We start from the raw sequence: 20689 nt of genomic DNA on the forward strand, positions 1-20689 counted from the left end.
TCTGACCAATTCTTTTTTAAGAACTCTCCGAAAGCCTCTTGACAAAAGACTTACAGCCTTAACTTGTCACCAATGGTACTATACTGGCTGGTCACCAAAAAAATTCAAAAAAGAGCAGAATTAGCCACGATGTTAAAACGAGACGAATCAACAATATATCGTTGGTTAACAGCTTACAAAAAAGGTGGAAGTAATGAATTACTGAGCATAAAAAAAGCTCCCGAAAAGACTCCACATATTCCACCAGAAGTGAGAGAAAAATTAATCAAAAAACTGCAAGAAACCCAGGGAGAAACAAGTTATGGCAAATTACAGCTCTGGCTAGAAAAAGAATGCGGAATTAAAGTGAGTTATAAAGTGGTACATGACCTAGTACATTATAAATTGAAAGCTGACCTGCAACTCCCAAGACCCCAAAGTAACAAAGCGAACGAAGAGGTGCAGGCAAGCTTCAAAAAAAAACTATGTGAGCTCATTAAAGTAAGGATTAAATATTTCGGAAACTCCAAGCCTGTAAGGATATGGTGTCAGGACGAGAGTAGATTGGGATTGATTACTATGCGCCGGGCAGAATGATTACATTAAAGGGGGTAAAACCAATTGGGAAAAAGCAATGGAAACGAGGAAACTTTTATATTTATGGAGTCGTAGAGCCAGCAACAGGCGAACAATATTATCAAGAATTTTCTCAGCTAAATTACAACTGTTTTCAAGAGTTTTTAAATGGATTTGGTCAAAAATACTCAGAGACTTTCAATCTAATTATCATGAATAATGGTAGCTTCCATAAAGCTCTATTATTAGACGGGGCTGACCAGGTAATGCCAATATATTTACCTGCCTATAGTCCTGAATTAAATCCGATTGAAAGATTGTGGGAGCATACAAAAAAAGACTAAGAGTGGGAAAATTGTTCGAGTTTAGATAAACTCAAAGAACAGGTAAATACAATTATCAAATCTCTCACGAATGAAGAAGTTTTATCTCTCTGTGGTTGGGACTATATCCTTGAAGCTATATTAAGTGCAACTTCATAGTAAATTGGTATTAACAGTTAAAAGATTTTTCGGGGGAGAAGAGTAATTATTGGTAGAATTTGCTAGCGGCAAGTCTTCTACAATGTCGGGAATGAGAGAAATATTGGCAGTTCTTTGGGGGTTTGATGCTTCGATTAATGACATGATTTAAAGTTCTTTTTTTTGATGATGAAAGTGACTAAAATTATGCAGAGCTTGAGGATGTTAATCTTGAAGTTTTCGCAAACAAAGCTAGTCCCGACGATGCTGGAATTTTGTTTTTTTATTGAGGACGAAAGCTGCGATCTCGACAGGTGAAAACCGGCCAGCGAGGCTGACAAAAATTTGATGCGATCGCAATAAGTTGGTGTTGTTATGGCTACCGATAGATTTGAGAATATCAGTAACTTTTATCGATCGCAAGCGGTGTTCGCCATCAGGAAGTAAACTTTATGGAAGCTTTAATCCACTTCCGTGTAATGAAGTTCACGCTACGAATTTTGGGATGATCGAGCATTTTGGAGGTGCGCTCGCCCAACTAATTATCCGGTTTATTGTATAAAAAGTAACTTATTTTTTGGCAAAATTACGCAAAACCCGATCGCAACAGTAAGGCTTTGGAAACTAGGTTGTACAGTCCAGGACGCAGAGACACTATATGTAGTGTGGTGCGATTCCTAATAATTACTAACAACCAATTACTGATGACTTCGCCTAAGTGAAGCCTAATATATGCCAAAATACGGACGAAATGTGCTATCTGTAGAAGACGAAAGCAGCCTTGACGAAATTTAAAGTCCCATGTTGAATGCGAACGGGAGCATATTGGCAGACAATCGATCGGCCGCGTCGCAGTGGGCGCAAGAAGCTTTAGGGCTTCCCGAAGTTCAAGTACAAGCGCGTTTGCGGGGAAATCACCTGCACATTTTGTGCGAAGCAGCGCACAGTCCGTCTCAAGAATTGGTGACGGCGCGATTTACCAACGCCCTCGAACAAACGGATTTAACGCAACTGCTGCCCGATCGACCTAAAATTTACCAGTTGTTTCTGTGCGGCCGCAAAATCGGTTCCCGACAAAATGACTGGACAGTCCGGCTCGATTGCAGCAGTCCCAAGCGACAGCAACAGCCACAGCAACCGGAACCAAAAGTTGCCGAAGTGCCGCCGCCAGCGAGTTCCCCCGACGAACCGCCCGCAAGCCCTAAAAGAGGCGGATTTTTCGGCAAATTTAAGAATGACAACCAGAAACTCAAACAGACACCAAAACCGGTAGAAACAGTCGCGCAACCGCCGCAAGTACGGGAAGAACTGGATTTTGACGCCGACAGTCTGCCCATCGCCTCCCGCATTGAATACCCAGAAGCTTTTGAAACTTCCCCCGTGACGATCGACACTTCGGCTGCTGCGACGCGGGAAGCTGTCGGTTCCGCCGTTCCCCCGCAGCAGAAAGCGAACCGTGGCGCGGTGGCTTTGATTCAATCCCCCCAAGCCGACTCAGGCGAGGGCGATCGCGATGGAACATTGACGGTTTCGCCGGAAACGTTGGCGCGCCGGGGCTATCCAGATGCGATCGCCAGCTATCTCAGCGAAATCCTAGGGCCAATGGGAGTTTCGGTGAAAGTAAGCATTCGCGAAAAAGAACTCAAAACCAGCCTAGAAACCCAGCCGGTGAATGGGCCGGAAAATATCAAGCCCAAGGAACGCCGACTGCTGGTGCTGTGCGAGTCAGCTTACAGCCCCGACCCCTCATTGCTGGCCGAACCCATCGCCGGCAGGCTGCGGAAACTGCAACTAGAGGATTTCCGGGAAGCTGCGATCGCCAGCCAAGTCAGCGGCGAAGCGAAACCGGACTGGCTGCTGCGGGTGGATTTGACTTCGCCGGACAAAATTCTCAAGGAATGGGCCAGGTGGGGAGACGTACAGTCGATCGCCAAACTGCTAAACCAACACTTGGCTCCATCGAGAGTCGAAGTGCGGGCTACCCTCAAAGAAGCAACCCTCCACCTGTTTTGCAGCAAAACTGCCAAAAAAGGACAAAAGCCTAAACGGCAAGAATACCCCGACAAACAGCAAACCACCGACGCGATCGCCCCTTTGTTAGCCTCCTTTGCGCCCCAAGGCATCCACGCAGCTACTATCTACGGCGTAGAACCAGCCAAGGACTCTCAGGCGGCGCCGGAGTCGCCGGTGTGGATAGACTGGGTGGACTTGCCGGCAGCCCACCACCCCGACTTGGCTGCAAACGCTAGAACGCTGGCAGTCGAGGGCGACCAATTGGCTCTGACTTTTTTATTGAACAGGTTGCTCAACCCCAATCTCAGACGCAAGCTGGAAACAGGAGGGATTCGGGCTGTCGTGCTGCAAAAAGCCAACGTGCTGCACGTGATGACAGAAGCTCTGACTTGCCCTTCTCAGTCGAAGGTAGGCCCGCCGGTGGCGAAATTCTTGCGGCAGTTACAAATTCCGGGAGTGGCAGGGGTGCGAGTCTACGGACGGCGCGCGGGTCAGAAGCAGCCCCTGTGGCGCTACGCAATCGACCTCAGAAGGGCGGTTGACGAGGAATCAGCAGCGGCACCCGCACCGGCTCCCTCCCAAGTGGCTGTCTTGGAAAAGGAACCGGTACCAGACTTTGCGCCGGCGGAGGATGGGAGTTTTTCGGGTTTGGGCGACAATTTGGTGTTCGATGCTCCGGCGCCCAACTCCTGGCGGCCGCGTTTCAAAATCCGACTCCCCGGATACAATCTGGGCGAGCAGTTAGTTCAAGCTGCGGTGCAGCCGCTTGTCGCTTCGGGTTTGTTTGTTCCTACCGATGGTTTGTCAACAAATGCTGCTGCGCCCGGGGGCGTGAGAGCCGATCGCGCGGCGGGCATGGCTTTGATTTGGGCGATCGCCGGCTGTCTGCTGACTTTCAATACCGATTGGCTGCTCGGTCAATTTCTGCAATCTGCGACGGTCAGTCAAGCTCCTAGCGCCTCCGAAGTTTGCAGCGGGCCAAATTGTCAAAATTCAGCTCCCAAGGCTGTGGACGACGTTACAGCCCGACTTCCGAAGGAAACCCCGAACCCCGTTCCCCCTGCTGATGAGGTGAATTTGCCTCAAATTCCGTTGCAGCCGTCGCCCGACGCCAACCAGCAAGAGGCTTTCAATGGCTCTGGGTTTACGAAACCGGGAAATACTAGCGTTCCTGTAGCTGATGTTTCTGCTCCTCCGGTGTTCCCGACTTTGAGGAGCCAGCAACTGGACGACCAAATAGCGCGCTATCAAGAGTACATTCACCTGCACAAAAAGCCGCCGGATATTTTAATTGTCGGTAGTTCGAGGGCGCTGCGGGGCATCGATCCGGCGGTTTTGGAAACAGCTTTGGCAGCTTCGGGCTATCCGGGGCTGAGGGCTTACAATTTTGGAGTTAATGGAGCTACTCTCCAGGTTGTAGATTCGATCGTCCGCCGGATTTTGCCACCGCAACAACTGCCGAAATTGCTGGTGTTGGCTGACGGGGCCAGGGCTCTCAACAGCGGGCGGCCGGATTTGACTTTTAGTGCGATCGCTTCTTCGGAAGGTTACAGGCAATTGAGCCGAGGTAGTTTTCTGATCCGCACCAATCAATTAGAATCCGAAACATCGAAGGAAAGCGCCAACAATCCGGTGGCGGCTGCGACTGAATTGGTGAACAATTTGGGACAAGCTCAAGCTAATGTTCAGCAATTGGTGAGTCAAAAGTTGGTGGAGGGTTCTGCAACTTACAAAAACCGCGATCGACTTAAAGGGTTTTTGCGATCGATCGCGAATCCCTCAGCCCCTGTTGCAACCGAGATCCCCCAAACCGCACCTCTGGGCCAACCAACAACTGAAAACGCCCAGCCAACCGCTGGGAGTAAACCCGTCAGCGAGTTTCAACCAAATGGCTTTTTGCCGATCGATATACGCTTCAATCCCGAAACTTACTTTCAGAAGCACCCGAAAGTATCTGGTTATTACGACTCCGACTATCAAAATTTTAAATTGGTAGGCGAACAAGCTCTAGCACTCAAAAATCTGATCGAATTTACCAAGGTTCGCAACATCAATCTCGTGTTTGTGAATATGCCTCTGACTGAAGATTATTTAGACCCGGTGCGAACAGGTTACGAACAAGAATTCCGGCAATATATGCAAGAATTAGCAGCTCAAAGCGGACTAATTTTCCTAGATAAGAGTTTATTGTGGCCCCAGGCGCGGGAATCTTTTTCCGACCCCAGCCACCTCAACCGTTACGGTGCTGTTGCAGTGTCTAAGCGGTTGGCTCAAGATCCCATGATTCCCTGGCCGGCGAAACAGTAGTTATAATTTTTGAGTGGTGAGTTATTTTAGAAGTTAAATGCTCCCAACGTTGCGAGTGCGGCGCGACTATCTCAAAACTATTCTTTCCTGCGGCTAAATAGTGAAAATGAAAAAATTGATATTTCCTGAAAATAGCAAAAATCAACAGATAAAAATTCCGAGAAAAAATCTGCCTTTGATATTTTTTATATTATCTTTAGCATTTTTCTGTTTCAGTTTGTATAAAGGTTTCTTCTTACCTGTAGCTTTATCATCTGGGCCGCCCAGCAACGAACAAAGTAGCGAACAGCCAACTCTGGCACCCTTTGAAGAGGTTGTCAAAGACGCGAAAAAGTTAGAGGGATTATTTACTCTTTACCGCAATCAAGCAACTGATAAAGTATATCTGGAAGTTAAACCGGAACAACTCAACAAAAAGTTCCTGTGCTTTGTGACATTGGCATCGGGTTTGGGGGAAGCGGGCATTTTGAGCGGAATGCCGATCGGCGATTTCTTGTTTCAACTGCGGCGCGTCCAAAATAACGTGCAGTTTGTGATACCAAATGTAAATTTTCGCACAAGTCCTGGCGACCCGCAAGCAGGTTCGGTAGCACGGGGATTTAGCGAGTCGATTCTCTATTCTTTGCCTCTCAAAAGCATTGATCCGCAAAGACAAACTCTGCTGATCGATTTAGGAGATTTGCTGATGAGCGACAAACGCGATTTACCAGGGGTAAAAGCGATTTTGCCGATGCTTTTGGGCGCTTCTTACTCGATCGATGCAGACAAGTCTTCTTTTAAAGATGTTAAAGCGTTTCCGCTGAATGTGGAGATTGCTTCTGTCTATGGTTTTTCTAGCGATAATGACAGTGAGCTTAACTATTTACCTTCGATTCCTGACAGTCGGGCTTTTAACCTCCGCATTCACTACAGTTTCTCGGAAGTGCCGCTAAATAACGGCTACCGCCCCAGACTTGCGGACGAGCGAGTGGGCTATTTTCTGACAGCATATAAGGACTTTTCTGACAAGAGCAGCCGGGAGCCTTTTGTGCGCTATATCAATCGCTGGCATTTGCAAAAGCAAATCCCGACAGCGCCGATGTCGCCTCCGGTGCAGCCGATCGTCTTTTGGATTGAAAATAATGTGCCTTCCGAATACCGAAACGCAATTCGCGAGGGCGTTTTGGAGTGGAACAAAGCTTTTGAAAAGGCCGGTTTTACTGACGCAATACAGGTCAAACAAATGCCGGACAATGCTAAATGGGACCCGGCTGACGTTCGCTACAATACTATCCGCTGGTCGAGTTCTTTTGAGCCTCAGTTTGCCGGCATCGGGCCGTCTCGCACTAACCCGCTGACGGGGGAAATTTTGGATGCTGATATTCTGTTGGATGCTAATGTTGTCCGGGAAATCAAACAGGGCTATCGGTCTTTGGTGGAACAAAATCGATCGCTATCTAAGAGTTTTCAAGGGCGAAACGGTTCTAATACCAATCCCTGTCAGTTCGGGATGTATTCTCGCTATTTGAATGTGCTAGAAAATGGGGATTTAGGAAAAAGCAGCGGGAAAAATGATCGAGGTGGAATTGCTGATGATTTGCCGACTTTGGTAGAAAGATACCAAGAGCAAAAGCGAGCTCCTTTATCGCGGTTGATGTCGAGTTCGGATATGTGTTTTGGGTTGGAATCGAGCCGCCAGTTTGCGATGGGGGCAATGTCGATCGATCTGTTGGAAAATGCAGCGCCTAGCAGTGGGACGATTGACAATTATGTGAATGAATATATCCGATTTTTGACGGCCCACGAAGTCGGTCACACTCTGGGTTTGAGGCACAATTTTCACGGGAGTACGATGCTGCAACCGGAGGATTTAAACAATACTCAGGTAACTCGCACGCAAGGTTTGGTAGCGTCGGTTATGGATTATGTGCCGATTAATTTGGCACCTCCGGGAACTGTGCAGGGCGACTATTTTCCAACGATTGTAGGGCCTTACGACGATTGGGCGATCGAGTATGGTTACAAGGTGATTGGCGGCCGGGACCCGAACAGCGACTTACCAGCGCTGCAACAAATTGCCAGCCGCGCTGCGGAATCCCAATTAGCTTACGCGCCGGATGAGGATTCTGTTGATATTCTCGATCCCGCTGCAAATACCTTCGATCTCAGCGCCAATATGCTGAGGTATTCGCAATGGCAATTGGATAATGCTAGGGCGATGTGGAAGCGTTTGGAAAAGCGAATTCCGGTTGGGGGAGATGGTTATAACGAACTCCGGGTGATGTTTGATTCGGTGTTCGGGTATTATGTTCAGCAGGTGATGAATGCGACTTTGTATGTGGGGGGACAGTCGTTTAATCGGATTCGCCCTGGAGATACTAATGCGAAGTTGCCGTTTGTGCCGATCGAACTTTCTCAGCAGCGAGAAGCTTTAGCAACATTAGAGAAGTACGTTTTTGCCCCGGATGCGTTTAGTTTTGCGCCGGAATTGCTCAACAAATTGGCGCCTTCGCGCTGGGAACACTGGGGAAGTCCGGCTTTGGTGTTTCCTCTAGATTACCCGATCGGCGATCGAATTACTTTTTTGCAGCGGTTTGTGTTGCGAGTTTTGCTATCTCCGATGCGCTTGGCGAGGCTGCGGGATGCCGAGTTAAAATCGGGGCCGGAAACTGCTTTGAGGTTGCCGGAAGTTTTGGATACTGTGCAAAAGGATATCTGGGAAGAGGTTTTGCAGCCGGAAAAGAAGATGCAAATTTCAACTTTTCGGCGTTCTTTGCAGCGGGAACATTTGGCGATTTTGATCGGAATGGTGCTGCGAAAAACGAATGTTCCAGAGGATGCGCGGAGTTTGGCGTGGTACGAGTTGCGGCAGTTGCGGGAGGGTTTGAGCAAGAGTATTCGGAATTTGGATCGGAATGCTGATGCTTATACGCGGGCTCATTTGGAGGAAACGCGCGATCGAATTTCTAAGGTTTTGAATTCGCAAATTCAGTCGAATTAATTTGGGGATTCAGAAACCGGGTTTTTGAGGAAGATATTTCGTTGCCGCCCGCAGATTTGGTCAAAAACCCGGTTTCGGAGAATCTTAGTCAAGTTAAAATAATTCTGAACTTGCGTCGTATACGATAGATAGACAGGGAAGCTAAAAAGAATAGCCCTTATGCCTGCCAAAGACCTTTATCACGATATTGTCTGCACTGCCCTCATCAAAGATGGCTGGACAATCACTCATGACCCACTGATTCTAAAAATTGGGGGCCGCTCGGTCTTTGTCGATTTGGGTGCCCAGAAACTAATTGCGGCTGAACGAGGGTCTGAAAAAATTGCGATCGAGATCAAAAGCTTTCTGGGCCCTTCGCCCATTAATGACCTCGAAAATGCTTGGGGGCAGTTCTTTATGTACGCCAGAACGCTGCAAAGACGAGAGCCAGAGCGTCGTCTATACCTAGCTGTTAATCGCAACACCTTTGAAACGTTGTTTAAAGAAGAAGCTGGGCAATTGCTGCTAGAAGAACCAGGTTTTCGCCTGATAGTTTTTGACCCAAACACGGAGGAGATTATCCAATGGCAACCGCAAATCAACCCGTAGACGAATGGCGTGAGACGTTGGAGAAAATTCTCCAATACTATGCGGATATTCCTTATACTTATGGGGATGTGATTACCTATGTGGTGGTCAGCCGCGATCGCAACCATTTTATGCTGATACATGAAGGTTGGGAAAATCATCTGCGAGTTCATGGTACTGTGGTTCACGCCGAAATTCGCAATGACAAAATCTGGATTCATTATGATGGCATTGAAGACGGCATCACTGATGAACTCGTCGCCTCTGGGATACCCAAAGACCACATTGTTCTTGCTTTCCATCCACCCGAAGTCCGAGAGTATACTGGATATGCGATCGCGTAACCTCTGCGGAACTTATGTGGTATATGATAGATAAACATAACAGCCCCTATGCCTGCCAAAGACTTTTATCACGATACTGTCTGCACCGCCCTCATCAAAGACGGTTGGACAATTACTAACGATCCTTTCAAGCTCAGAGTTGGCGGACGTTCAGTCTACGTTGATTTGGGCGCAAAAAAGCTCTTCGCAGCCGAGAAGCAAGGGCGCAAAATTGCCGTAGAAATCAAAAGCTTTCTCGATCCATCACTTGTAAGCGAGTTAGAAAAGGCACTCGGTCAATACGATTTGTATTATCTGATTATGGAGGATGAAGATCCAGAACGAGTCCTTTACCTAGCGATAGCCCAAACCGTATTTGCCGGTTTTTTCTCAGAAGAGATATGTCAAATGGTACTTCGTAAAAAGAGCATTAACCTAATTATTTTTGATTCAGAAACAGAGGAGATTGTTCAATGGATAGACTAAATTTTTATCAAGATACAATTGAGAAAATTCTTAAAGATCATGCTGCTATCTCTTATAGTCATGGCGACATTCAGCAATATGTCATCATTGATGCCGATCGCACTCATTTTTTACTCTTCAATGAAGGTTGGGATCGTAAAAAGCGCGTTCACGGTTGCGTCACCCATGTCCAAATTATCGGAGACAAAATTTGGATTCACTATGATGGCATTGAAGACGGTATCACCGTTGAACTCGTCGCGGCTGGTGTGCCCAAAGACCACATTGTTCTGGCTTTCCATCCACCGGAAGTCCGAAAGTATACTGGATATGCGATCGCATAGCTTCTCGTCTTGACCGAGATTTTAGATAACATCAGCTTGGTAGCGTATCTCGTACCTTAATAATTTTTTGGCAATACTGAGTACCTTACAGATAAGTTAGAAACACTAAACTTCTGTCATGGCAAGAATTTGAGCGATGGTTAATACCAACTGAGGAAAAGTTGGAGAAACAATAATGGCTTCTCCTTGATATCGCAGTGCCTGATATTCACCATCGATTAAGCGGTTGATGGTCACCGTAGACTGTTTTGGAGAACCAATATACTGAACGCCTCCCAACCCTGCATAATCAACGATCCAATACTCGATGATTCCTAAAGTTTCATATTCATTCAATTTGATGCGGTAATCATCCCGCCAATTGGTACTGACAACTTCGATCGCCAACGGAGGTGGAATATAGGCAGCAGCAGAGGCAGAACTTTGACGCATTCTGACCCATTCTTCCTTGGCAAACACCACAATGTCGGCTTTACGACTCGATTCACTTTCGCCGGGGGCAGCGTTCAATCTGACTTGTTTACTTTGTCGAGGAACGTAGGGAAGGTTCAAGGATTGGCAATGATCTACCAAGAGACGACATAAACCATCGGCGACATCCTCATGTTTGGCTGTGGGTTCACCCAAGGGCATGGCAACTCCATTGACTAGCTCAAATGACCTGCCGGAGTCGTCATCCCTGTTGAGAAATTCCTCGAAGGAAAGGGTTTTTTGGGCGATCGCAACCATTGATATTAACCTTTTGCGTAGGTTGGCTCTCTGTTGTCTGTTTCTAGCTTAACGTGAGGTAGAGAGATAGATCGCTTCTCTTGTAGGGTGCGTTAACGAAGTATATCCTAAACTTTGACACCTCTTCTCGGTTTTACTGCCCGCGTCCTGGTTTGCAATCTACGAAACCTAATGCTTCTGTGTCGAGAAAATTGGCGATCGCCATTTCGATCGCAGCTTCGATCGGATCTTCAATTTCCGCAGCACGCGCGATCGGAGCCCCTTGAATTCGTTCTGGCAAACGTCTCAAAATGACTTCGGCATCAGCAGGAGAAAGTTGTTGTTGAAGTTTGGCTTGCATGGCATTCACCTGTCAGTGTCTAAGCTTCCTTTTGCAGCCATTGATTTTAATGATAACAAGACTGGTGTGGGCGATCGCTCCTGGTTTTTAGTCGAAATTTGCGCTACAATAATAAATTAATCTGGCATATGACTTGGGCGAGGGTAGCTAGATGGTTAGCTGGATTCTAGAAGATGGTGTATTTGGCTGCTCTATGGCTCCACTTGCAACGGAGATTCGCAAGCAAGGACACAATGTTAAGATTGTTGACTATACCAGAGGCATAACAGACTATCAACGCTTCTTTCCCCAAACAGAGTGTGTCATCTTCTATGGGTCACTCTATATAGCTGAACAGATTCTCAGTTGGGATTTGTCTTGGACACCAGGAATTATCGGGACTATTGAACATTATCATTGCACAGCCTATTATCCTCATCTTAAACCTTGGCTGTTGAATGCAGGGGGTTATATTTTGCCACTATCAGAGTTGTCTTCCTCTGTGGTTGAAAAGCCTAAATTACTTTTCAATCTTGAGCAGAGTAAACGTTTGTTTATCCGTCCCAACAGTCCACTTAAACCTTTTGCAGGTAGTCTGTATTCTCCTAGAGAAGTGACGGACTTAGACAGTTTTATGAAACGCCATTACCTCGAAGACCCGAACATTTTGGTGGTGGTTGCACCGGAACAGTCCATTGAAGCAGAATGGCGAGTGATTATTGCCCAAGGGCAAATCTTGTGTGCTTCTCAATATCGGCAGATTGAGAAACCTTACTATCAATCCGGAATGCCTGAGATTGTGCGACAAGTAGCAGAAGCGGTGGCGCAACAACAATGGCAGCCTGACCCAATTTGGGTTCTAGATCTTTGTTGTTCTGGTAATTTGGCTTACGTTCTAGAGATTAATTTTCTATCGTGTTCAGCCTTGTATCAGTGTGATTTGAGCTTAGTTGTGAGAGAAGCATCAGAGGCGGCCTGGAAGCGGTGGGTCCAGAAGCAGCAAGGGATATAATATTTGGCACCTTGCGATCGAACGTCAAAATTACCCGTTGCTCAATCGATCGAAACTCACACCGCGATATAATTCCTCGATCGCCACTTCAAGCTTAATACTCTGTAATATCGTCACCCAAAGCCTGCCTCAATCCACACAACTACTTGCTTCCGGCAATAACTACGGTAGGGGCGTTGACGAATTTGATCGCGATCCACCACTGTAAACCGTTCCTCAAATTGCAATCCTTCGGTCTGTAATAAATTTAACAATATTGATGCTGGTTCTTCCGGTGTGTGAGGACGAAACCGCAAATAAATGACACCTCTTGGCGATCGCAGCCGCAAGCGATAAATAAGTTCGCCGTAATCGCGATCGAACGTCAAAATCACCCGTTCCTCATCCGCTGCACGAGCCAGAACCTCGGAATCCTCAATACCTGGAGAATCCTCGGTAACAGAAGCGACTTCAAGCTGCGCTTGCCGTAGAATTTGTACACTGAGGAGTGGAAAATTTTCATTGGCCAGAAACCGCATTAACTTGCCTCAGCAAACAGTAAAGGCGTGTAAAATACGTCTTCTTTGAGGCACTCCGCCGCGAAAGCAAACACAGCTTGTAAAGATTCAGCATTAAGTGTTGGGTAGTTTTCTAGAATTTGTTGCTGCGTCCAACCTTCTGAAAATAACCCTAGAACGAACTCCACTGATATTCGTGTCCCCTTCATTACAGGCTTGCCAAGCAGAATTTTAGGATTTGAGTGAATGTGTGCTTTCCAGTTCATCACCAGTGCGCCTCTATAGGGTTTTCATCTATTATCAGCATAGTTAAGATTATAAAATTTATGACCGCAGTAATATCTATTGACATTGGTACGCTCATTACACGCCCTCCCCGACTGCATGATGGATGTCCCCAGTCGGTAAAGGCGTTACCGTTCGCCGGATCGTAACCTGATACAAGCGAGGATTGAATGCTGAAGAGATTTGCGATCGCATTTCTCATCTCACCCTCGCCGAAGTCTACGCCGCACTAACCTACTATCATGCCAACACCCAAGAAATTGAAACTGATTTGCTCCATCAAGCAGCAGAAGCCAAGCGTCTTGAAGCTTGGCACAGCAACTTTGGTAAATATGAAATGCTAAGATAACAAATAATACACCGCCAACAGAAAAATCTTCTAGATAAGCAATATCCTCAAACTGGGAACTAAAAACTGATTTTTACCGGATAAATTTAGGGGGCGTAGGAAGAATATCGGCAATGAAGTAAAGTTTGGTAACAAGACTCAACACTTGTGCTTCTTGAGTAAACTGTAAAGTTCGAGCTCTTCAAACTGCCCTCGGTGAAAAACACGCTGTTTTTGGCTACCTTCCTGCGTCATTCCCAGCTTTTGTAGCACCTTAGCCGAGGCTATATTCCGCCTGAGACAAGTTGCATAAATGCGATCGATCTTTAATGTTTCAAATATTCAAGACTGATTTAGTGTAATTGATTCGTTTTTTTCTCAAAAATTATGTCTGCTAACACTGCAAAAAATCATTACTTCCGATTGGCATTGTTCTGGGCGTTTCTGGGTAGTTTGGGAAGCTTGGCGGTGTTCCCTTATGCCCTGTCTCTCAATCCGGCAGTAAGTCAATTGCCTGCACCGCTACCTGTTGTGGCGATCGCCTCCGCCCTGCAAACCGGAATTTTTCTAATTCTCTTTTGTTGGATTGGACTGCGCCTCGGTAACTCGATCGGACTTGATACGCCCATAGCTCGTGCTTTAGTATATCGACAGCCTTTCGCGCCCATATCTAAATCTGCCCTTAACACGGCGCTAATTGTAGGCTGCATCGGTGGAATCGTCCTGATTGGGTTGAGTTTAGCTTTCCAACCTTGGATGCCGCCAATGGCCACTCCAACAACCCTAGAAATTGACCTCTGGAAACGCATCTTAGCTTCCTTCTACGGAGGCATCACCGAAGAACTCTTGCTGCGACTGTTCGGTATGACATTGATTGCGTGGCTACTTTGGAAGATTTTTGAGCGAGACAAACCGCAACCCTCTACATTAATTTTTTGGCTGGCAATTGTGGCGGCTGCAATATTGTTTGGTGTGGGTCATTTGCCTGCGGCTGCCAATGTCTGGGCATTAACCCCGATCGTCGTTATCCGCACCATTACACTCAATGCCCTCTTAGGAATTCCCTTTGGTTTTCTTTACTGGCGTTGGGGATTAGAATACGCTATGTTATCTCATTTTTTGGCCGACTTGGTACTGCACGGAATTGGAGGAAGTTAGCAGGAGATGCAAACAATGCAATGGTACAACGAACCTTTACAATGGCATGAGGATAACGATGTTATCCACATTACCGCCGACGCAAAGACTGACTTTTGGCGGCACACTCATTACGGATTCATTCGCGATAACGGCAACTTTTACTACAGTCAAGTGTCAGGCGACTTTACAGCCGAAGTCAAAATTACTGGTTGCTATCGATCGCTCTACGATCAAGCAGGATTGATGATTCGAGAGAGCGAAAATATCTGGCTCAAGTGCGGTATTGAGTTTGTTGAGGGAGTGCAAAACGTGAGTGCGGTTGTGACACGAGACTATTCCGATTGGTCTGTTATTCCGCTTGAAGTGCCGCCTGTTTCCCTGTGGCTGCGGGTAAAGCGCCGAGCTGAAACGGTGGAAGTGCAATACTCGTTGAATGGGTCAGACTATTCAATGATGCGACTGGCATATCTAACTGAGTCACCAATCGTTCAACTTGGGTTAATGTGTGCGGCTCCCCAAGGTGAAGGCTTTGCAGTCAAATTTGAAGGGTTTAAGCATAGTGAGCTGATCTAATGTGGATGGTAAAAAAAACGATTGCTGCGCCAATCCATATATAAAATTAAAATTAGGGGTGAGTGCTTTTCACTTACCCCTGCCATTTTTTGTCCGCTTTTTAACAAACCCATTGCAGCAAGAAATCGCCACAAAAAAAGTTCAATTGCTACTAGATAGCCTTGCCGGTACTCAGCGACAAAATCGTCAATACTCCCAGCAAATGACCTGCGCTCATGCAAGCCAAAAATGCCGGTACGCTAACATTGTTGAACAAAGACGGGAATGGCAAAGGCATTTTCGGCCCGACGTGGGGATACCAAATTCGGCGGCTGAGAACTAGCAATGCTAAGATATTGCAAACAAACATCACCAGAGGCTTTTGCCAATCTCCTGATGCTGTGTCAGTCACAGTCGATGCTACTACTGCCAGTAAATTTGAGTTAATCATCGTTGATGCTCCTATTTTTCATAAATTATCAGAAATGCTCGATGAGATTTCTTGCCAAAAATACAGCAGGGGCGATCGCCTTTACGCAATAAATATCTGTTGCTATTAATATTCACCGCGCCAGCGACAGCGCCCCCACCCGTAATTATCGAATCACAGCAAGAAGTCTGTTAATGCCATTCAAAAGTAACGAAAGATACAAAGGGACAAAACCATACTCGCTGCCATTTGTAACTTTTAGCCTGTCGGGCAGTGGCGGCATTTGCTCACGCTGCCAGACAGGATAGACTGCTCGTCATTACTGAGCAATGTAGGTAGGCAGAAAGTGGAGAATGTCGCGCAGAACGCTATATCCAGCAGCATCCCAGAGCAAATAAGCTAAGAAACCGATCATGGCTAAGCGACCGTTCCAAAGTTCTGCTTGCGGGTTGAAGCCAAACAAAAAGGCATTCCGATCTTTGCCGTTGTAAGCATTAGTCGTAGGAGGCAGGTTAGTAGGACGAGTTTCCATGTTTTTACATTCCTTAACAATGTTCGCTTCTCATGGTAGCGACCTAATTTCTGCTTTGCTATCTGTCTCTAGGCCCAAGATACAGACAAGTCTAAAGGAGGATTTAGAAACAAAAAATAAAGTGTTAACTTTTGTTGCGCGATATTTTTCAGCGATCGCCTGTATCTGTAGATACTAAATACAACGGCAAGTTGAGATGGCTGCTGTGAAAAGCCCGATCGCCCCGTAGCGGCAAACAACGGCGCTGGTGACTCGACTATACTGAATCCGTGCTCTGCTAGAGGCAAGAAAATTTAGTAAATTTCAGCTTAAAACCCGAACACATCGCGCGGGAGTTAATTAAAATAGGAGATAAACAGATCGATCGGGAGAAACAGTTATCGAAACCATCTACGGCAATCTTCAAGGTTTAAAGTCCAGCCAGCTCAAGCAACTCGAAAAGCTGTACCACCAGCGACTACCGGGCGATCGCATCACCACTGCAGAATTCGCCCAGCGCGTCGCAGCCATCAGCACGGAAATAGACAAACCAATCTGCACCTACATCAACCGCCGCGGACAAGTAATTCGCGTCGGCGTGGGTACACCCCGCCAAACGCAGATTGCGCCCCTAGAACTGCCCCGCTACGGGGGAGGTCGCCTCAGCGGCATTCGCTGCATCGCCACCCACCTAAAGCCAGAAACCCCAAGCGAAGCAGCCCTCACAGCAATGGCAATTCAGCGCCTGGATGCCCTGGTTTGGCTGACACTGACGGGGGGAGGATTTCAGCGCCGCGGCGGCGGTGCGACTGGTTACATCCAAGAAGCTTATCTCGCTCACCTGATACCCCAGGGAGATCGGCCAAATTTTGAGTTCTCTGTTTTGAGCGCTCAGTTAGAACCAGATTCAACTGATGAAATAGAAGAGCCTTCAATTCAAAAGTCACTAATCAAAAGTCCACACTTTCCCTGGAAAATATCAGAACCGTTGAATTTGGACGAACTCGCCGACCAAGACTTTCTGGATTTGGTGGAAGGACTCGAAGCAGAGTTTGAAGCAGAGTTTGTCGCGGGGGAGGTCGATGCCGACCAAGACAAAGTGCTGTTGGTAGGTGTAATGACTCAGCACATGACTCAGTTGGAGTTTGAGGACGGGCTGGCAGAAATCACGCGGCTGGTTGAAAGCGCCGGGGGTCAGGTACTGCAAACAGTGCGCCAAAAACGCTCGCGCCCCAATCCGCAGACAGTTGTCGGCGAAGGCAAAGTTCAGGAAATTTCCCTCGCCGCTCAGACGGTTAGCGCTAACCTCGTGGTATTCGATCGCGACCTGACCTCCGCACAAATACGGAACTTGGAAACTCAGATAGGTATCCGCGTAGTCGATCGCACGGAAGTAATTCTTGACATCTTCGCCCAAAGAGCTCGATCGAGCGAGGGTAAATTGCAAGTCGAACTAGCTCAGCTAGAGTATGCCCTGCCCCGGCTCAGAGGTCGCGGTCAGGCAATGTCGAGACAGGGTGGCGGCATCGGTACCAGAGGCCCTGGGGAAACCAAACTAGAAACCGAACGGCGGACGATCGCCAAACGCATTTCTCGATTGCAGCAAGAAGTAAATCAACTGCTGGCGCACCGCTTCCGGCTGCGGCAGAATCGGCATCATCACGAGGTACCGTCAGTGGCGATCGTTGGCTACACCAACGCCGGTAAATCTACTCTGCTCAACCTGCTCACAAATTCCGAAGTCTATGCCGCCGACCAGTTATTTGCCACCCTCGACCCCACAACTCGACGGTTGACCATTCCCGGCGTCACCGGGGAACCCCTGTCGATCGTCCTCACAGATACAGTGGGCTTTATTCGCGAACTGCCTCCCGCCTTGATCGACGCTTTCCGGGCTACCCTCGAAGAAGTCACTGACGCCGATGCTTTGCTGCACCTCGTCGATCTCTCCCATCCCGCGTGGCAGAGCCAAATTCGATCGGTGATGAATATTTTGACAGATATGCCCGTAACTCCCGGGCCAGCCCTTGTAGTTTTTAACAAAATCGATGCCGTGGATGGAGAGACTCTCGCCCTGGCGCGAGAAGAATTTCCTCAAGCAGTATTTATTTCGGCGGCCAAAGGTTTGGGGATGGAAACTCTCCGCGACCGATTAGCTCAGCTCATTCAATACGCCCTCTACCCTCGGTAAACACTTAAATATTCCTTTTGAATAGTTGACATGGGGGAATATACGTACATATACTGAGGACAGATCTAGTCGGACTATGAGATGATAAAAGAGTAGTCAGATTGTGCATGGCAAAGTACAATACAGCAGCTCTATTTTGCGATCGGTTAAATAAATAATTTCCGGAGGCCGCGGTCAAGGTCAAAACACTCTTTGTTAATGGCTGTAAGGGCTGTTGGTTCAGAGGTTGCAAAAAGATGTTGCTTCACTCTGGCCCAACCACGGTACGCGACGTAAAGGTGAAAGAGAATAATATTATTATGAAAGTGTTTGGGCACTCACCTCAAGCGCTATACTATCTTTTACAGACGTCGGTCAGAGAATACATCCATTTATTGTAAGAACTCCAAAATCCTTGCCCGTCGTACAGCGCTAATCTCTAGGACTATTTCTATTTTTCGATTTTACCACTGTTTAACTAAATAGTTATGTGTACGCCACTGGCAAAACTAGCAATTGGACTCTCTGCCACAATGGCAACAGCGTTTTACTATCTAGCTGCCGCCCCTCCGGCTTCAGCAAAAGTAGATGTGTGTGGGCCTTTTAATTATTCTAGTGCCTGTGTCCCCGGCCAGGCATCACCACCCCCCAGGCAGGCATCAACACCAACGCAACCAGACCCGGAAGTGACGACCGAGCCGAGTTTGTCCCAAATATACACAAGCGGAGGAGGGACAGCCCCACCACCAACTGCTATTCCTGAACCCGGTACTGCGATCGCAGTCCTACTGATAGGTGCAGGAATGATCGGTTCGTGCAGAAAGCGAAACAAGCAGGTTGGTCCGCAGCGCTAGGCAGGCTGATGACCAACCTGTTTGCCTTCAAAATGTCTCCGTTTTTTTAAGCGTGAGTATTTGTTTACTTAAATTTATATAAAAAATAACTTGACACCTAGCTTGTGCGCTGCAAATAGAGCCGGATGTTGAAGGAAGAAAGCTATAGCGACTTCAGTAAGGGTAAAAACCAGGAAGAAGGCAAATGCACTTCCCGGCAAGGGTTTTAGCAATGAATAACCTCCGGTGCAACAGATAAGGTTGCTATATGTTGCTATATATAATAAAAATTAAAATATAAAAATTAAAATAAGATTGGTTAAGATAAATGCTTCGCACAGTTTTTGATATCCAACCGTAGAATAAGGGTTTCAACGCTCCTAGGCAAGTTGGCTACCAACGAAAAATCGAGGGTTTCAGCCGAGGAACTAAAAACAGTCCGCACTATGGTTAAGATTACAATTAAAAAATATTGTTATTGCTTGAGCGTCCCATGACCCCTAAAGTAGAAATTTACACTTGGAGAACCTGCCCGTTTTGCATTCGTGCCAAAGCACTGCTGAAACGAAAAGGGGTTGATTTTACAGAGTACGCGATCGACGGAGATGAAGCAGCACGGGCTCAAATGAGCGATCGAGCCAACGGAGGCCGCACCCTGCCACAAATATTCATTAACGACCAACACATAGGCGGCTGCGACGAAATGCACAAACTCGATGCTCTAGGCCAGCTAGACCCCCTGCTAGCAACAAAATGAGGCAATCCCTGTCGAATTTTCCGTTAGCCCCAATTTTCCTGCGACCAATTCTTAATTTTAATTGACAATGAAATTTGCATTCATCATCGATCCCCTCGCGCGACTAATTCCAGGACACGATACCAGCGTAGCGCTGATGGAGGCAGCTCAAGAGTTGGGTCACGAAGTGTGGGCGACTCAAGCCAACGAACTAAGCGTCATCGGCGGCAAAACCTGGGCAATGCTCAGTCGGGTAGCCCTCACCCCAGTAAAAGTGGTAGATGGACGCTGGGAGGCGGCTGAGGCTTGGTACCAGGTAGAACATCCTACTTTGCAGCCTCTCGAAGCAATGGACGCAGTATTTATGCGGACAGACCCCCCAGTCAACATTCCTTACCTATACGCTACTTACCTTCTAGATGGCATCGATCCGGCTAAAACTTTGGTAGTTAACAGTCCCAAAGGATTGCGGGCGGCGAATGAAAAGATGTATGCTTTGCAATTTGAGGGAGCGATCCCCGAAACAATTGTTTCTCAAAACAAGCAGGTAATTCGGCAATTTGTTGAGAAAAAAGGGGCGGCAGTTCTTAAACCCTTGGGCGGCAAAGCTGGCGAGGGGATTTTGTTTTTGGAAGCGGACGATCGCAATCTCAACTCCCTGGTCGAAATTAGCACTCAACAAGGGCAAATTCCAGTGATGGTTCAGACTTATCTGCCGGAAGCAAAAGAGGGAGATAAACGGATTATATTGTTGGACGGTAAACCCATCGGTGCTATCAACCGTATTCCCACCGGCAATGAATTTCGAGGCAACATGGCCGTCGGCGGCCGAGTCGCAAAAACCGAAATTACCGATCGCGAACTGCAAATTTGCGCTCAGTTAGAACCCGTGCTGCAACGGGACGGACTGTACTTTGTCGGCATTGATATCATTGGCGGTTATCTCACAGAAGTTAATGTCACCAGCCCTACAGGGATCAGAGAAATTGACTTGTTTGACGGCGTTAGTTTGGGCAAACAAGTAATTGAATGGGTAGTTAGTCAGTAGTCAGTAGTCATGGGAGCATCTCAGTTTTGTAAAAAGCATTTTTTTTATTGTAGTGCGAGCGTCCCCGCTCGCGTATTGTACAAT

Annotated in this window: 25 protein-coding genes; 16 read left to right on the forward strand and 9 right to left on the reverse strand. The window is 47.2% G+C overall.

Annotated features, from left to right (window positions below; genetic code table 11):
* The first annotated feature begins 72 nt into the window (after positions 1–72).
* Together QUB16_RS28545 and QUB16_RS28550 are read left to right on the forward strand one after the other, a co-directional pair.
* Complete coding sequence (locus tag QUB16_RS28545) at positions 73–576, forward strand: helix-turn-helix domain-containing protein (RefSeq protein ID WP_333321393.1); 504 nt, start codon at positions 73–75, stop codon at positions 574–576.
* Positions 573–899 carry a transposase gene (locus QUB16_RS28550; RefSeq protein ID WP_333321394.1) on the forward strand — a complete coding sequence of 109 codons (327 nt, stop codon included), beginning with the start codon at positions 573–575 and terminating at the stop codon, positions 897–899. Before QUB16_RS28545 ends, QUB16_RS28550 begins: the two co-directional genes overlap by 4 nt.
* 132 nt (positions 900–1031) lie before the next feature.
* On the opposite strand, the gene QUB16_RS28555 is transcribed toward QUB16_RS28550, so the two are convergent.
* Positions 1032–1181 carry a hypothetical protein gene (locus QUB16_RS28555; protein WP_333321396.1) on the reverse strand — a complete coding sequence of 50 codons (150 nt, stop codon included), beginning with the start codon at positions 1179–1181 and terminating at the stop codon, positions 1032–1034.
* Positions 1182–1817: 636 nt separating this feature from the next.
* On the opposite strand from QUB16_RS28555, the gene QUB16_RS28560 reads away from it, so the two are divergent.
* The 6 genes from QUB16_RS28560 to QUB16_RS28585 all read left to right on the forward strand — a co-directional run bounded on the left by QUB16_RS28560 (position 1818) and on the right by QUB16_RS28585 (position 10015).
* Positions 1818–5336 (forward strand): hypothetical protein, encoded by a 3519-nt coding sequence (locus tag QUB16_RS28560; protein WP_333321398.1) that lies wholly within the window; start codon positions 1818–1820, stop codon positions 5334–5336.
* 106 nt (positions 5337–5442) lie between these two features.
* Positions 5443–8316 (forward strand): zinc-dependent metalloprotease, encoded by a 2874-nt coding sequence (locus QUB16_RS28565; RefSeq protein ID WP_333321400.1) that lies wholly within the window; start codon positions 5443–5445, stop codon positions 8314–8316.
* Positions 8317–8475: 159 nt separating this feature from the next.
* On the forward strand, positions 8476–8904 hold the full coding sequence (locus QUB16_RS28570) for an element excision factor XisH family protein (protein WP_333321402.1): 429 nt from the start codon (positions 8476–8478) through the stop codon (positions 8902–8904).
* Positions 8880–9227 carry a XisI protein gene (locus QUB16_RS28575; protein WP_333321404.1) on the forward strand — a complete coding sequence of 116 codons (348 nt, stop codon included), beginning with the start codon at positions 8880–8882 and terminating at the stop codon, positions 9225–9227. Before QUB16_RS28570 ends, QUB16_RS28575 begins: the two co-directional genes overlap by 25 nt.
* Positions 9228–9275: 48 nt before the next feature.
* Positions 9276–9692 carry an element excision factor XisH family protein gene (locus QUB16_RS28580; RefSeq protein WP_333227949.1) on the forward strand — a complete coding sequence of 139 codons (417 nt, stop codon included), beginning with the start codon at positions 9276–9278 and terminating at the stop codon, positions 9690–9692.
* Positions 9680–10015, forward strand: a complete 336-nt coding sequence (locus QUB16_RS28585; RefSeq protein WP_333321406.1) for a XisI protein — start codon at positions 9680–9682, stop codon at positions 10013–10015. Before QUB16_RS28580 ends, QUB16_RS28585 begins: the two co-directional genes overlap by 13 nt.
* Positions 10016–10120: 105 nt before the next feature.
* Here the strand turns inward: QUB16_RS28585 and QUB16_RS28590 are convergent, their stop codons facing one another.
* Both QUB16_RS28590 and QUB16_RS28595 read right to left on the reverse strand, forming a co-directional pair.
* On the reverse strand, positions 10121–10744 hold the full coding sequence (locus QUB16_RS28590) for a Uma2 family endonuclease (protein ID WP_333321408.1): 624 nt from the start codon (positions 10742–10744) through the stop codon (positions 10121–10123).
* Between the two features lie 133 nt (positions 10745–10877).
* On the reverse strand, positions 10878–11084 hold the full coding sequence (locus QUB16_RS28595; RefSeq protein WP_333321410.1) for a hypothetical protein: 207 nt from the start codon (positions 11082–11084) through the stop codon (positions 10878–10880).
* 151 nt (positions 11085–11235) lie between these two features.
* On the opposite strand from QUB16_RS28595, the gene QUB16_RS28600 reads away from it, so the two are divergent.
* On the forward strand, positions 11236–12075 hold the full coding sequence (locus QUB16_RS28600) for an ATP-grasp domain-containing protein (RefSeq protein WP_333321411.1): 840 nt from the start codon (positions 11236–11238) through the stop codon (positions 12073–12075).
* Positions 12076–12188: 113 nt separating this feature from the next.
* On the opposite strand, the gene QUB16_RS28605 is transcribed toward QUB16_RS28600, so the two are convergent.
* Positions 12189–12593 (reverse strand): DUF5615 family PIN-like protein, encoded by a 405-nt coding sequence (locus QUB16_RS28605; RefSeq protein ID WP_333321413.1) that lies wholly within the window; start codon positions 12591–12593, stop codon positions 12189–12191.
* Positions 12593–12838: a DUF433 domain-containing protein gene (locus QUB16_RS28610; RefSeq protein ID WP_333321415.1), complete on the reverse strand. Its 246-nt coding sequence runs from the start codon at positions 12836–12838 to the stop codon at positions 12593–12595. The genes QUB16_RS28605 and QUB16_RS28610 overlap by 1 nt, the downstream gene beginning before the upstream one ends.
* Positions 12839–13023: 185 nt before the next feature.
* Here QUB16_RS28610 and QUB16_RS28615 point away from each other — a divergent pair, with 185 nt between their 5' ends.
* The gene (locus QUB16_RS28615) at positions 13024–13206 is read left to right on the forward strand and encodes a hypothetical protein (protein WP_333321417.1); all 183 of its coding nucleotides are present in this window, start codon (positions 13024–13026) and stop codon (positions 13204–13206) included.
* 138 nt (positions 13207–13344) lie between these two features.
* On the opposite strand, the gene QUB16_RS33725 is transcribed toward QUB16_RS28615, so the two are convergent.
* The gene (locus QUB16_RS33725) at positions 13345–13527 is read right to left on the reverse strand and encodes a GNAT family N-acetyltransferase (protein WP_445251176.1); all 183 of its coding nucleotides are present in this window, start codon (positions 13525–13527) and stop codon (positions 13345–13347) included.
* Between the two features lie 45 nt (positions 13528–13572).
* Here QUB16_RS33725 and QUB16_RS28620 point away from each other — a divergent pair, with 45 nt between their 5' ends.
* Together QUB16_RS28620 and QUB16_RS28625 are read left to right on the forward strand one after the other, a co-directional pair.
* Positions 13573–14343, forward strand: coding sequence for a CPBP family intramembrane glutamic endopeptidase (locus QUB16_RS28620; RefSeq protein WP_333321419.1), 771 nt, complete (start codon positions 13573–13575; stop codon positions 14341–14343).
* 6 nt (positions 14344–14349) lie between these two features.
* Positions 14350–14898 (forward strand): DUF1349 domain-containing protein, encoded by a 549-nt coding sequence (locus QUB16_RS28625; protein WP_333321421.1) that lies wholly within the window; start codon positions 14350–14352, stop codon positions 14896–14898.
* A gap of 151 nt (positions 14899–15049) precedes the next feature.
* Here the strand turns inward: QUB16_RS28625 and QUB16_RS28630 are convergent, their stop codons facing one another.
* From QUB16_RS28630 to QUB16_RS28640, 3 genes are all read right to left on the reverse strand, one after another.
* On the reverse strand, positions 15050–15328 hold the full coding sequence (locus QUB16_RS28630; protein WP_333321423.1) for a Photosystem I reaction center subunit PsaK: 279 nt from the start codon (positions 15326–15328) through the stop codon (positions 15050–15052).
* 298 nt (positions 15329–15626) lie between these two features.
* Positions 15627–15839, reverse strand: a complete 213-nt coding sequence (locus tag QUB16_RS28635) for a chlorophyll a/b-binding protein (RefSeq protein ID WP_333321424.1) — start codon at positions 15837–15839, stop codon at positions 15627–15629.
* A gap of 402 nt (positions 15840–16241) precedes the next feature.
* The gene (locus QUB16_RS28640; RefSeq protein WP_263053573.1) at positions 16242–16367 is read right to left on the reverse strand and encodes a hypothetical protein; all 126 of its coding nucleotides are present in this window, start codon (positions 16365–16367) and stop codon (positions 16242–16244) included.
* A 49-nt stretch (positions 16368–16416) separates the two neighbouring features.
* Here QUB16_RS28640 and hflX point away from each other — a divergent pair, with 49 nt between their 5' ends.
* The 4 genes from hflX to gshB all read left to right on the forward strand — a co-directional run bounded on the left by hflX (position 16417) and on the right by gshB (position 20605).
* Positions 16417–18009, forward strand: a complete 1593-nt coding sequence (hflX, locus tag QUB16_RS28645; protein WP_333321425.1) for a GTPase HflX — start codon at positions 16417–16419, stop codon at positions 18007–18009.
* Between the two features lie 467 nt (positions 18010–18476).
* Positions 18477–18842, forward strand: a complete 366-nt coding sequence (locus QUB16_RS28650; protein WP_333321427.1) for a PEP-CTERM sorting domain-containing protein — start codon at positions 18477–18479, stop codon at positions 18840–18842.
* Positions 18843–19314: 472 nt separating this feature from the next.
* A complete protein-coding gene (grxC, locus tag QUB16_RS28655) occupies positions 19315–19578 on the forward strand; it encodes a glutaredoxin 3 (protein WP_333321428.1) in 264 nt (87 codons plus the stop codon).
* 67 nt (positions 19579–19645) lie between these two features.
* On the forward strand, positions 19646–20605 hold the full coding sequence (gene gshB / locus QUB16_RS28660; RefSeq protein ID WP_333321429.1) for a glutathione synthase: 960 nt from the start codon (positions 19646–19648) through the stop codon (positions 20603–20605).
* Positions 20606–20689: the final 84 nt, after the last annotated feature.

This window comes from Microcoleus sp. D3_18a_C4 (genome assembly GCF_036702415.1).
Taxonomy (GTDB): domain Bacteria; phylum Cyanobacteriota; class Cyanobacteriia; order Cyanobacteriales; family Microcoleaceae; genus Microcoleus.